General features: G+C 59.9%; 11 protein-coding genes. 7 read left to right on the top strand and 4 right to left on the bottom strand.

From position 1 onward, the window contains the following. The first annotated feature begins 45 nt into the window (after nt 1-45). A complete protein-coding gene (locus JFU48_RS08900) occupies nt 46-297 on the top strand; it encodes a YfhL family 4Fe-4S dicluster ferredoxin (RefSeq protein WP_003195146.1) in 252 nt (83 codons plus the stop codon). A gap of 133 nt (nt 298-430) precedes the next feature. On the opposite strand, the gene JFU48_RS08895 is transcribed toward JFU48_RS08900, so the two are convergent. The 3 genes from JFU48_RS08895 to JFU48_RS08885 form a co-directional block, all read right to left on the bottom strand. Further along, a complete protein-coding gene (locus tag JFU48_RS08895; protein ID WP_096795774.1) occupies nt 431-754 on the bottom strand; it encodes a multidrug transporter in 324 nt (107 codons plus the stop codon). A gap of 69 nt (nt 755-823) precedes the next feature. Then, nucleotides 824-1,636, bottom strand: coding sequence for a bifunctional DNA-formamidopyrimidine glycosylase/DNA-(apurinic or apyrimidinic site) lyase (gene mutM, locus JFU48_RS08890; protein ID WP_003229159.1), 813 nt, complete (start codon nt 1,634-1,636; stop codon nt 824-826). A 12-nt stretch (nt 1,637-1,648) separates the two neighbouring features. Continuing rightward, nucleotides 1,649-2,461 (bottom strand): HDOD domain-containing protein, encoded by an 813-nt coding sequence (locus JFU48_RS08885; protein ID WP_177434710.1) that lies wholly within the window; start codon nt 2,459-2,461, stop codon nt 1,649-1,651. A 228-nt stretch (nt 2,462-2,689) separates the two neighbouring features. Between JFU48_RS08885 and JFU48_RS08880 the strand changes: the two genes are divergently transcribed. The 6 genes from JFU48_RS08880 (at nt 2,690) to ilvD (ending at nt 10,485) form a co-directional block, all read left to right on the top strand. Beyond that, nucleotides 2,690-3,229 carry a type 1 glutamine amidotransferase domain-containing protein gene (locus JFU48_RS08880; protein ID WP_003229161.1) on the top strand — a complete coding sequence of 180 codons (540 nt, stop codon included), beginning with the start codon at nt 2,690-2,692 and terminating at the stop codon, nt 3,227-3,229. A 250-nt stretch (nt 3,230-3,479) separates the two neighbouring features. Then, nucleotides 3,480-4,676 carry a class I SAM-dependent rRNA methyltransferase gene (locus tag JFU48_RS08875; protein WP_003229162.1) on the top strand — a complete coding sequence of 399 codons (1,197 nt, stop codon included), beginning with the start codon at nt 3,480-3,482 and terminating at the stop codon, nt 4,674-4,676. A gap of 437 nt (nt 4,677-5,113) precedes the next feature. Continuing rightward, on the top strand, nt 5,114-6,187 hold the full coding sequence (locus JFU48_RS08870; RefSeq protein WP_201136319.1) for a SagB family peptide dehydrogenase: 1,074 nt from the start codon (nt 5,114-5,116) through the stop codon (nt 6,185-6,187). Continuing rightward, nucleotides 6,184-7,161, top strand: coding sequence for a diiron oxygenase (locus JFU48_RS08865; RefSeq protein WP_201136318.1), 978 nt, complete (start codon nt 6,184-6,186; stop codon nt 7,159-7,161). Before JFU48_RS08870 ends, JFU48_RS08865 begins: the two co-directional genes overlap by 4 nt. Beyond that, the gene (locus JFU48_RS08860) at nt 7,154-8,386 is read left to right on the top strand and encodes an MFS transporter (RefSeq protein ID WP_201136317.1); all 1,233 of its coding nucleotides are present in this window, start codon (nt 7,154-7,156) and stop codon (nt 8,384-8,386) included. The genes JFU48_RS08865 and JFU48_RS08860 overlap by 8 nt, the downstream gene beginning before the upstream one ends. Nucleotides 8,387-8,643: 257 nt before the next feature. After that, nucleotides 8,644-10,485, top strand: a complete 1,842-nt coding sequence (gene ilvD / locus JFU48_RS08855; RefSeq protein ID WP_003229166.1) for a dihydroxy-acid dehydratase — start codon at nt 8,644-8,646, stop codon at nt 10,483-10,485. A gap of 225 nt (nt 10,486-10,710) precedes the next feature. Here ilvD and JFU48_RS08850 read toward each other — a convergent pair whose 3' ends face one another. After that, nucleotides 10,711-11,766, bottom strand: a complete 1,056-nt coding sequence (locus tag JFU48_RS08850) for a hypothetical protein (protein ID WP_003229167.1) — start codon at nt 11,764-11,766, stop codon at nt 10,711-10,713. Nucleotides 11,767-11,865 lie beyond the last annotated feature (99 nt).

Here is an 11,865-nt window from a genome sequence, read left to right as displayed (position 1 = left end):
CATTGATTTATAGCGCCCGGGCCTGCCGCCCCGGCTGGAGTTAGCATGTCCCTGATCATCACCGACGATTGCATCAACTGCGACGTCTGCGAACCCGAGTGCCCGAACGCCGCCATTTCCCAAGGCGAAGAGATCTATGTGATCGACCCGAACCTGTGCACCCAGTGCGTCGGCCACTACGACGAACCGCAGTGCCAGCAGGTCTGCCCGGTGGATTGCATTCCACTGGACGAGGCGCATCCGGAGACTGAAGAACAGTTGATGGAGAAGTACCGCAAGATCACCGGCAAGGCCTGATCCGGCAATTTTGTAGCGCTCTTTCGGGCCTCTTCGCGAGCAAGCCCGCTCCCACAGTTGGAATGCATTTCAATGGTGGGAGCGGGCTTGCTCGCGAAAGGGCCATCAGCAACACCACACCATCCTGATCAGCTCACTCGCGCTGCTCAAACCCCTCCCCTGTACACCCCAAACAGCGCACAAACGCCGCTTTCGCCGGATCCACCACCAGCGCCTGTCCCGCATCGCCGACCCCGCCACCCAGCGCGGTAAACGGCAATGACACCACAAACACCCCCGCACCCAGCACCGTTGCCACCACCAATAAAGGTCGGGCAATCAGCAAATCGCCGATCATGGCGTAGGCGGGAGGGTTCTGGATGGTGTAGCGCGGATCACCGCTGCCGTTTTCCGTGGCCTGAACGGCCAAGCTGGAACACAGCAGCAGTGCTGCAAACAGGACTTGCAAGGACTTCATGGCACGATCCTTCGGGCTGAACAGTGAGACAACTCACTATAGACCGTAGGACTTTTTCAGATTTTTGCCTCAGGTCTGGCAACGCGGACAGAACACACTGGCCCGTTGACCCAGCTTCACTTCGCGCAGGCCGGTGCCGCAGACCTTGCAGTGCTCACCGCCGCGACCATAGACAAACAGTTCCTGCTGGAAGTAGCCGGGCTGCCCGTCACCGCCGATGAAATCCCGCAACGTGGTGCCGCCGCGCTCGATGGCTGCAGCGAGAATCCGTTTGATCTCGATCGCCAGCTTCAGATAACGCGCCCGGGAGATGCTTTTGGCTTCGCGGCGCGGATCGATCCCGGCAGCGAACAGCGCTTCGGTCGCGTAAATGTTGCCGACACCCACCACCACCGCGTTGTCCATGATGAACGGCTTGACCGCCATCGAACGCCCGCGCGACAACTGGAACAGGCGCTCGCCGTCGAACAGATCGGTCAATGGCTCCGGCCCGAGGCGAATCAGCAGTTCGTGATTGAGCGGGTCGGTACTCCACAGCATCGCGCCGAAACGGCGTGGATCGGTGTAGCGCAGCGCCAGACCGGACTCCAGCTCGATATCGACGTGCTCGTGCTTGAGCGCCGGCAACCCGACCTCCACCAGCCGCAAGTTGCCCGACATGCCCAGGTGACTGATCAGCGTGCCGACCTCGGCATTGATCAACAGGTACTTGGCCCGCCGCTCGACCAGCACGATGCGCTGCCCGGACAGGCGCACATCGAGGTCTTCAGGGATCGGCCAGCGCAGCCGGCGGTCACGCACGATCACCCGACTGACGCGCTGGCCTTCAAGGTGCGGGGCAATACCCCGGCGGGTGGTTTCGACTTCCGGCAGTTCAGGCATGGTGTCCTCGAATCAATGCGCGCCGAGGTCGCGGATCGTTTGTTTGAGGGTTTCGAAGTCGTAATCCGACAGGCCGACGTAATCGAGTACCAGCGGCCCGACAGCATTCCATTCGAAGTCTTCGGTCTGATTGCCCAGCACCCGGTAGGACGCGCAGATGTGCTCGGCCATCTTCAGGATCGCCAGCAGGTTTTTCAGCTGGCTGTTGCGTGACGACTCGTCGCTGAAGATCGCCAAGGCGTTGTGGTGATTGGCAATCGCCGCGCTGACGTGCTCCGGCAGGCGCCACGACTTGGCGGTGTAGTAGCCGACCACGGCGTGGTTGGTGTTGAACTCGCTGTTTTCGGTGTCCACCACCCGGCACTCTGCGCTGGCATTGGCATAGGCCTTTTCCAGCACCGACATGTAATTGGGGAAACGCTGCAGCATCAACGGCACGCCACAGTCATGGAACAGACCCAAGGCATAGGCTTCATCACCGGCCTGGGTGCCGATGCGCTTGGCCAGGGTCAGGCAGGTCATCGCCACGTCCTGAGCGGTGTCCCAGAAACGGTTGAGGGTGACGATGGTGTCGTCGTTCATCTCGCCCTTGATCGACTGCGCGTTGATCAGGTTGATGATCGAGCGGCTGCCCAACAGGTTCACCGCACGCTGGATCGAGGTGATCTTGTTGCTCAGGCCGTAATACGGCGAGTTGACGATTTTCAGCAGCGAGCCGGACAGGCCTGGGTCCTGGGAGATCAGCTTGGCGATCACCTCCAGGTCCGGGTCGGGCATGTACTGCTCCATTTGCAGATCCACCATGATCTGCGGCTGCGCCGGCACACTGATGCCTTGCAGGGATTGTTGAATCTGTTCGGTGGTCAGCTCTTGGGACATAAGTACACACTCTGGGACAGGCGGCGATTCTAACCTCTAAAAACCGCACGACGACACACCAGTGGGCATTTGTCAGGAACTTTCATTCCCGCTCAGGCTTCGGACTTTGTAAGGCCGACCGGACACTCAAGCACCGGCTCGGCGGCAATTTCCCGCAGACTCAGGAGCTTAATCATGGCTAATTCCCTCAGCGGCAAGCGTGTCGCCATTTTGGTAACAGACGGTTTCGAACAGGTCGAACTGACCGGTCCCAAGCAAGCACTGGAGCAGGCCGGCGCCCAGGTCGACATCCTTTCGGCCGAGGCCGGCAAGGTCAAAGGCTGGAACCACGACAAACCGGCGGACGACTTCAAGGTCGATCAGACCTTTCAAGGCGCCAGCAGCGAGCAGTACGACGCGATCGTCCTGCCGGGTGGCGTACAGAACTCCGACACCATCCGCATCGACCAGGATGCCCAGCACCTGGTCAAGACCGGCGCCTCCGCCGGCAAACCGATCGCGGTGATCTGCCACGGCAGCTGGCTGCTGATATCCGCCGGGCTGGTCAACGGCAAGACCCTGACCAGCTACAAGACGCTCAAGGATGATCTGGTGAATGCCGGGGCCAACTGGGTCGACAAGGAAGTGGTCAAGGACGGCCACCTGATCAGCAGCCGTCAGCCGGATGATATTCCGGCGTTCAACCGTGAGTTGATCGACGCGCTCTCCGCCTGATCTGTGGGGTTGTGAGTTTATGTGGTGAGGGGATTTATCCCCGATGGACAGCGCAGCTGTCCCAAATCGACTTACGCGGTCAGTCAGAAAACTGCGTTGGGGTTTGCGGCTGCTACGCAGCCGATCGGGGATAAATCCCTTGCCACAGATAAATTCCTTCATCACTGATTCCCCTTGCCACATGTCCACTCTCCAGCCAATCAGGCCGAGCAACACGGTATACTCCCGCTCTTTTTTCCGGAGCGACGTCATGTCCCTGCCTAGCCTGCGCCTCAAAGCCAACGCCGACCGTCGCCTGCGCAACGGCCACTTGTGGGTCTACAGCAACGAAATCGATGTGGCCGCCACGCCACTGCACGGCTTCAAGGCCGGCGATCAGGCGATCCTCGAAGCCGCCGGCGGCAAGCCGCTGGGCATCGTCGCGATGAGCCCGAACAACCTGATCTGCGCTCGCCTGTTGTCGCGCGACATCAAGCTGCCTCTGGACAAGTCGCTGCTGGTGCATCGTCTGAACGTGGCCCTGTCGCTGCGCGAGCGCCTGTTCGACAAGCCGTTCTACCGCCTGGTGTACGGCGATTCCGACCTGCTGCCGGGTCTGGTGGTCGACCGTTTCGGCGACATCCTCGTGGTGCAGATTGCCTCGGCGACCATGGAAGCGCACAAGGATGACGTGATCGCTGCGCTGACCCAAGTGCTCAAGCCAAGCGGCATTCTGTTCAAGAACGACTCCGCCGCCCGTGACGCCGAAGGCCTCAACCGCTACGTCGAAACCGTGTTCGGTCTGGTGCCGGAGTGGGTCGCGCTGGAAGAGAACGGCGTGAAGTTTGAAGCGCCGGTGATCGGCGGCCAGAAAACCGGCTGGTTCTACGACCACCGCATGAACCGCGCCCGCCTGGCCCCCTATGCCAAAGGCAAACGCGTGCTCGACCTCTATAGCTACATCGGTGGCTGGGGCGTGCAGGCTGCGGCATTCGGCGCCAGCGAAGTGTTTTGCGTCGACGCATCCGGCTTCGCCCTTGACGGCGTTGAGCGTAACGCTGCACTGAACGGCTTCGCCGACAAGATGACCTGCATCGAAGGCGACGTCTTCGAAGCCTTGAAAGAACTCAAGGCCAGCGAAGAACGTTTCGACGTGATCGTTGCCGACCCGCCAGCGTTCATCAAACGCAAGAAAGACATGAAGAACGGTGAAGGCGCCTACCGTCGCTTGAACGAGCAAGCCATGCGCCTGCTCACCAAGGACGGCATTCTGGTCAGCGCTTCGTGCTCCATGCACCTGCCGGAAGATGATCTGCAGAACATCCTGCTGACCAGCGCCCGTCACCTGGATCGCAACATCCAGTTGCTGGAACGTGGTGGTCAAGGCCCGGATCACCCGGTACACCCGGCCATCGCCGAGACCCGCTACATCAAGAGCATCACCTGCCGTCTGCTGCCGAACAGCTGATTGGCCATGAAACGGGGAGCCTGCGGGCTTCCCGTTTGCTTACGGCGATGCAATGTCGTCGAATTCCTTGGCTTTTTCCTACAACCAACTTCCTACATGTACGCAGGACATTTCCCTGCGCATTAAATTTTAAGAATTAAAACTTACAAGCCCGCCCGTGCAGCATGCCCGCTCCGACAAAATTAATAGAAATTTCCTACCCAAGTATCGCTTGCCAATAATTCATTACAACCTATTATTAAGTTGTCACCACGACGGTGACATTCACTCTCAATGAACAAGGAGTTCATACTTATGAAAGCAATTACTCTGGAAACCAACAAAATCGCAAACCTGGCCTTCCTGGTTGCGCCTAAAGCCCGCTAAGTGAGCCAGAACGCTGGGGAGTGCCGGCACCCCAGCGTTCTTTCGACCCTTTCCAGAGCGATCTATACAACATGCACATCAATCCTTACTTATTCATATTGCCGCGCACACCCGGACAAATAGACTGGAATTATAAAGACCATACTCAGCATGAGCTGGACCTGACTTATTCTTGTCGACTTGCACAACTTATCAATAACCCGGAGCAATTCGACAGACGCAACATAATAGACTCACAACTTCTGAATGCGGGCATATTAACCGTTGCAAAAATAGACAGCCCGCCATGGGGCTGGGATGAGTTGTCGAAGATTTATCATATCGGCACCCAGAACATTCCCTGCGAACAGATACCCCAGAATATTCATGAGTGGTCCAGGCAATACCTGAACCATTGCAGCGCCGTGCTGACCACACCGGCACCCGCGCAAGATCGTCCGATACAACAGGACGAACCCCGAATCGCCCTCCCCGCCTCCGCCGCCCTGACCGTTGCCAGTCTTGGCAATGTCCTGCGCCTGAGAAAAACCTGCCGCTCCTTTACTGGCGCATCAATCACCCTCGGTGACGTCGGCACACTGATGTATCTCTCGCTGGGTTTTCTTCGCCACCGCGACCATGATCGCGACGAGAGTATCGCCGAGGGCCTGGGCGCCCGTCGCAGCAGTCCTTCGGGTGGCGGGTTGAACGCCTGTGAAGGGTTTCTCCTGGCTCGCAATATCGAGGGCCTGGAACCCGGCATCTATGCCTATCACCCGGCAGAACACGCGCTCAGCCGGGTCAATCCCTTGCCCGAACCCGCGCTCGGCCATTTGCTGGCGGGCCAGCATTTCATCAATAACCTGCCGCTGGGTCTGTTCATCACCGCCCGCTTCGACAAGCTCTGGTGGAAGTATGAACACTCGCGCGCCTATCGCATGGCGTTCGTCGAGGCGGGTCACCTGTCGCAGACCTTTCAACTGGTGGCCACGGCGCTGGGCCTGGGAACGTGGCTGACCGGCGCGTTTGCCGATCGGCAGGTCGAAGCCCTGCTCAAACTCGAAGGCAGCGCTGAACAACCGTTGTTCTTTGTCGGCTGCGGCGCCAGCGACGGTCAGGCGATGTGTCAGGAAATGCGTGACCTGTTGCAGGAGACGCGTACATGAACGTGTCAACCGCGGAACAGCCCGAAACACCTGAGTCCTGGATGCTTCGCTTCACGCTTGGCGATTGGGACAACCGCGCTTCGGTGCGTACGAGCCGGCACGACTACCAGTTGCCGGCAGACCTGCAGTTACAACTGCAGACCCGCTTCTGGTTTCCGCCGGCCTTCCTGCCGTACCTGTCCCACCCGGCCATTGAAGCCGCAGGCAGCAGGGTCATGCATCGACTGGCGGCCAATCACCTGGTGCACTTCCTCGACTACACCACGCTGCTTGAACACCGCATCGTCAACCGCGCCGTGGAAACCATCGTCCACGGCGAGTTACCTGCCTACATTCCTTCACGGATGAAAACCGCCGCGCTGCAGCTCTATACCGACGAGGGTTATCACGCGCTGTTCTCCCATCGTCTGGCCGAACAGATCGCCGAACTGCATGGTTTCACCGGCCGACCGCAGATGCCCCTGCGCATTACCCGCCTGACCGGTCAGATCGCTCGAACGCCGGAGAGCAAACGCCCGCTGGCATGGTTTCTGCTCGGTTTCGTCTCGGAAACCATCATCGCCCGGGAGCTGCTGGATGTGTGCCGGGAGACGCTGGTGACCAGCGTGAGTGACATGTTGCGCGACCACCTCGCTGACGAAGCCCGGCACAGTCGGTTTTTTTCCGAAGTCTTTCACTACCTCTGGCTGACCCTGAACAGCCGTCAGCGCGCCTTCGCGGCCAGAACCTTGCTGGAGACCCTGGCGACCTTCTTCGAAGTCGACGAGCAATGGCTACATCAGAGCCTGCGCCGCGCCGGCATTGGCGAAGGCGCAATCAAGGAGATTCTCGATGACCTGACCAACGAACAGGCCAGCCGCCAGCGTGCCAGATCCGGAGCCACAGCTACGCTTGCTGCACTCGAAAGGGCCGGATTCTTCGCGCACCCCAACAACCGCAAACTTTTCGCCAAGGCAGGACTGATCGATGCTTGAAGGAAGAACGGTGGTAACGACCCGACAACGACGCGGGGCGGTCAGTCTGCTGTTGGCCATGGTGCTGCTGGGAGTGTTTCCGCTGGACGTCCTGCTGCCGTCGTTCCCGGCGCTGGCCGAACACTTCGCCAGCACCCCGACCGACATCGCCCTGTCGATCAGCCTGTTCGCGGTGGGCATCGCCTTTGCCCAACTGCTGATCGGGCCGTTGTCCGACGTCATCGGGCGCAAGGGCTTGTTGCTCGCCGGCATGGCTGTCTCGATCCTCGGCGCCATCGGCTGCGTCATGACCAGTGACTACACACTGTTCATGACCTTTCGCATCGTGCAGGCCATCGGCTGCGGCTGTTTCGTCCTGTCGCAGGCACTGGTGCAGGACCTGTTCGAGGGCGAACAGCGCGATCGCCTGCGGATCCTGATGGTGACCGCCACCGGGATCTTCATCTCGGTATCGCCGCTGGCCGGGACCTTTCTACAGGCGACCCTGGGCTGGCGCGGCAGCTTCTGGCTGTTCATCGCACTGGCGGCTGTGGTGTTGCTCAAAGCCTGGGTGTTTCTGGACAACAGTCGGCCCGCTGTCAGAGATACACCGATCCATTTTCTCAAGGCTTACCGACGGGTGCTGGGGGACTTCGACTTCGTTGGCTACTGGCTGATCTCGGCTTTCGCATTCGCCTGCCACTTCTCGTTCATTGTCATTTCGCCGCTGATTTTCATGGATCAATTGCAGCTGTCAGCCTATGACTTCTCGCTGATCCTGCTGATCTACGGCGCGGCCTATGTCGCTGGCGGCATCGTCGCCACGCTGCTGAGCCGGCGCATTTCGCCCGGGCAGCAAATGCTGGTCGGGCTGAGCCTGATCCTGCTGGCGGGGCTGGTGATGCTGTTCATGGCCAGGCACCTGGCGCTCTCGGCGGCCACGGTGCTGATCCCGATGCTGATCTGCACCGCCGGTACGACCATCGCGCGCCCTGCTGCCACTTCGCGGGCCATGAGCCTGTTCCCGGAAAATGCCGGCACCTCGGCCTCCGCAGGCAGTACGATCATTTTCATCTGTGGCGGCCTGATCAGCGCCCTGATCAGCCTGAGCCCAAGCAACCTGCAAGCCACCCTCGGCTACTGTTTTATCCTGCTCAGCTGCATCGCACTGGCGTTGAACAAGCGGATCAGCCACCGCGCCAGAGTCATCGGAACCAGCGCCATCACGCCCTCTGGCAGCGATTGAGCCTGCCGGTCGTCATGCCAGACACACCGTCGGCACTGGAACAACGCTTTGCGCCATTCCCTCCAGACGCCAGCGGTGTAGAATCGGCTGATTCATCGCCATTCATCCCCCGGCGGGTTTATGAGCTCAGGCTGAGGCAAGCGGCGATCCCGCAAAGTCATCGGCAACATCCAGGACACACGGCCATTTCTGAGTGTTCCAGACGTCAATAGAAGCTCACTCCCTTTTGATACCTGATTAGCCGCCCGGAGTGCTCCATGCCAGATTACCGCTCGAAAACATCCACCCACGGCCGCAACATGGCCGGCGCCCGCGCACTGTGGCGCGCCACCGGGATGAAAGATGACGACTTCAAGAAGCCGATCATCGCCATTGCCAACTCCTTCACCCAGTTCGTGCCGGGCCACGTGCACCTCAAAGACCTCGGTCAATTGGTTGCCCGGGAAATCGAACGCGCCGGTGGCGTCGCGAAAGAATTCAACACCATCGCCGTGGATGACGGCATCGCCATGGGTCACGACGGCATGCTGTATTCGCTGCCGAGTCGCGAGATCATCGCCGACTCCGTCGAGTACATGGTCAACGCCCACTGCGCCGACGCCATCGTCTGCATCTCCAACTGCGACAAGATCACCCCGGGCATGCTGATGGCCGCCCTGCGCCTGAACATTCCGGTGATCTTCGTTTCCGGCGGCCCGATGGAAGCCGGCAAGACCAAACTCGCTGCCCACGGTCTCGACCTCGTCGACGCCATGGTGATCGCCGCCGACTCCAGCGCTTCTGACGAGAAGGTTGCCGAGTACGAGCGCAGCGCCTGCCCGACCTGCGGTTCGTGCTCCGGCATGTTCACCGCCAACTCGATGAACTGCCTGACCGAAGCCCTCGGCCTCGCATTGCCGGGCAACGGTTCGACCCTCGCGACCCACAGTGACCGCGAACAACTGTTCCTGCAGGCTGGTCGTACCATCGTCGAGCTGTGCAAGCGTTACTACGGCGAGAACGACGAGTCGGTGCTGCCGCGCAACATCGCCAACTTCAAGGCGTTCGAGAACGCGATGATGCTCGACATCGCCATGGGTGGTTCGACCAACACCATCCTGCACTTGCTGGCTGCGGCCCAGGAAGCCGAGATCGATTTCGACCTGCGCGACATCGACCGTCTCTCGCGCAGCGTGCCGCAACTGTGCAAGGTCGCGCCGAACATCCAGAAGTACCACATGGAAGACGTGCACCGCGCTGGCGGCATCTTCAGCATCCTCGGTTCGCTGGCTCGTGGCGGTCTGCTGCACACCGACCTGCCGACCGTGCACAGCCGCAGCATGGAAGAAGCCATCGCCAAGTGGGACATCACCCAGACCGACGATGAGGCGGTGCACCACTTCTTCAAGGCCGGCCCGGCGGGCATCCCGACCCAGACCGCGTTCAGCCAGTCGACCCGTTGGGAAACCCTCGACGACGACCGTGAAAACGGCTGCATCCGCAGCTTTGAACACGCCTACTCGAAAGAAGGCGGCCTGGCCGTGCTTTACGGCAACATCGCCCTCGACGGCTGCGTGGTGAAAACCGCCGGCGTTGATGAGTCGATCCACGTCTTCGAAGGCAACGCGAAGATCTTCGAAAGCCAGGACAGCGCCGTGCGCGGCATCCTCGCCGACGAAGTGAAGGAAGGCGACATCGTCATCATTCGCTACGAAGGCCCGAAAGGCGGCCCGGGCATGCAGGAAATGCTCTACCCGACCTCGTACCTGAAGTCCAAAGGTCTGGGCAAAGCCTGTGCGCTGCTCACCGACGGTCGTTTCTCTGGCGGTACTTCCGGCCTCTCGATCGGCCACGCTTCGCCAGAGGCTGCGGCCGGTGGCGCGATCGGTCTGGTGCAGGACGGCGACAAAGTGCTGATCGACATCCCGAACCGCTCGATCAACCTGTTGGTCAGCGATGAAGAACTGGCTGCGCGCCGGGTCGAACAGGACAAGAAAGGCTGGAAACCGGTCGAGCAGCGTCCACGCAAAGTGACCACCGCCCTGAAGGCCTACGCCCTGCTGGCGACCAGCGCCGACAAGGGTGCGGTGCGTAACAAGGCGATGCTCGACGGGCTGTAAGTTTTAACCGCCGGATAAAAATGCCCCGCCAAATGCGGGGCATTTTTTTGCCCGACCAAAATATCCCAGTCACAGAAGATCAAAACGGTGGGAGCGGGCTTGCTCGCGAAAGCGGTCTACCGGTCAAAAAACCTCTCGCCTGACACTCCCTCTTCGCGAGCAAGCCCGCTCCCACAGGGGACTGTCAGTGATTCTGGAATCTGCGCTCCAACACAGAATTGGGTCTTACTGAATTTCTTCTGGCTTCACGATCACCCAGTTTTTGTCCGCCGTCACCGGCAACCCTTCCTTGGCCTGCGCTGCCGCGTTCTTGGTCATCATGCCGTTGAGCTGGGTCATGTATTTGTCTTTGCGGTTGACCCACAAGTGGATGCCGCCCTTGGCCACGTCAACACTGTGGAACAACATGTAACCGTCGCTGGTCGGGGTATCGCCGCCCACCAGTACTGGTTTTTTCCACTCGTCGATGTAGGTCAGGATCGCCGCGTGCTTGCCGGCCATCCAGGTCGCCGGGGTCCACAGGTACGGGGTCAGTTCGAGACCGAGGTTGGCCTTCTCGTCATACTTGCCGGCGGTGATCTGTTTGCGCGCGGTGGTCAGCTCGCCGGTTTCGCGGTTCTTCAACAATGTGCTCACGCCGATCACGTTCTGCGGTTTGACGTTGTAGCCGTACTTCGGATCAGCCGCGACCATGCGCACCAGCTCTTCGGAGGCGGCGGTCATCACGTAGACCTCAATGCCGTTCTCCATCAGTTTGTTGTACAGCTCGGCCTGACCGGTAAAGACTTTTGGTGGCTGCACCTCAAGGTTCTTCACCACGTCACCGTCGTAATAAGTGGTCGGCACCGGTTTGCCCGAGGCCATCAGCTCATCGACGTAGCCTTTGAGTTCCTTGAGGGTAAAGCCAGAGAACACCTGCGCCACCCATGGGTAGCAGACCATGTCGTCGACTTCGCACAGGCGATAGTAATAGCTGAACAGGCTTTCCTTATGGTCAGCGGTGTCCTTGAACGGCATCAGTTTCAGGGAGGGATCAAGCGTCTCGCGGGTGATCAGCCCCTTGTTTTCCATGAACGGCAACAAGGACTCTTCGAGGTCATAGCGGTAGCTGGTGTTGTCCATGTCGAACACCGCGTAGTTACCCTTGTTGGCGTTGGCCGCGATCATCGCGTCCAGTGCCTTGGCCTGATCCGCCGGCCAGTGCTTCAGATCGGTGGCGAATGCGTGAGCGGCCAAGCCCAATCCAAGAACCACAGCGAGCATTTTCGGTGCGAACTTCATCGGCGTTTTCTCCCTGACTGAAAGACATCGACGCTAACAAATAAGTGTGACAATCCTCGTCTGTCAGCGACCGCTTACGTCTCCTCAACGCCAGTTGCA

The sequence above is a fragment of the Pseudomonas sp. TH49 genome, from assembly GCF_016650625.1.
GTDB lineage: Bacteria > Pseudomonadota > Gammaproteobacteria > Pseudomonadales > Pseudomonadaceae > Aquipseudomonas > Aquipseudomonas fluorescens_H.
This window is presented reverse-complemented; position numbering and strand designations above follow the sequence as displayed.

Excerpts from the sequence above, each read along its gene's own strand:
- JFU48_RS08875 (WP_003229162.1), top strand. The coding sequence starts at position 3,480 with ATGTCCCTGCCTAGCCTGCGCCTCAAAGCCAACGCCGACCGTCGCCTG.
- JFU48_RS08900 (WP_003195146.1), top strand. The coding sequence starts at position 46 with ATGTCCCTGATCATCACCGACGATTGCATCAACTGCGACGTCTGCGAA.
- mutM (WP_003229159.1), bottom strand. The coding sequence starts at position 1,636 with ATGCCTGAACTGCCGGAAGTCGAAACCACCCGCCGGGGTATTGCCCCG.
- ilvD (WP_003229166.1), top strand. The coding sequence starts at position 8,644 with ATGCCAGATTACCGCTCGAAAACATCCACCCACGGCCGCAACATGGCC.
- JFU48_RS08865 (WP_201136318.1), top strand. The coding sequence starts at position 6,184 with ATGAACGTGTCAACCGCGGAACAGCCCGAAACACCTGAGTCCTGGATG.
- JFU48_RS08860 (WP_201136317.1), top strand. The coding sequence starts at position 7,154 with ATGCTTGAAGGAAGAACGGTGGTAACGACCCGACAACGACGCGGGGCG.
- JFU48_RS08870 (WP_201136319.1), top strand. The coding sequence starts at position 5,114 with ATGCACATCAATCCTTACTTATTCATATTGCCGCGCACACCCGGACAA.
- JFU48_RS08880 (WP_003229161.1), top strand. The coding sequence starts at position 2,690 with ATGGCTAATTCCCTCAGCGGCAAGCGTGTCGCCATTTTGGTAACAGAC.
- JFU48_RS08850 (WP_003229167.1), bottom strand. The coding sequence starts at position 11,766 with ATGAAGTTCGCACCGAAAATGCTCGCTGTGGTTCTTGGATTGGGCTTG.
- JFU48_RS08895 (WP_096795774.1), bottom strand. The coding sequence starts at position 754 with ATGAAGTCCTTGCAAGTCCTGTTTGCAGCACTGCTGCTGTGTTCCAGC.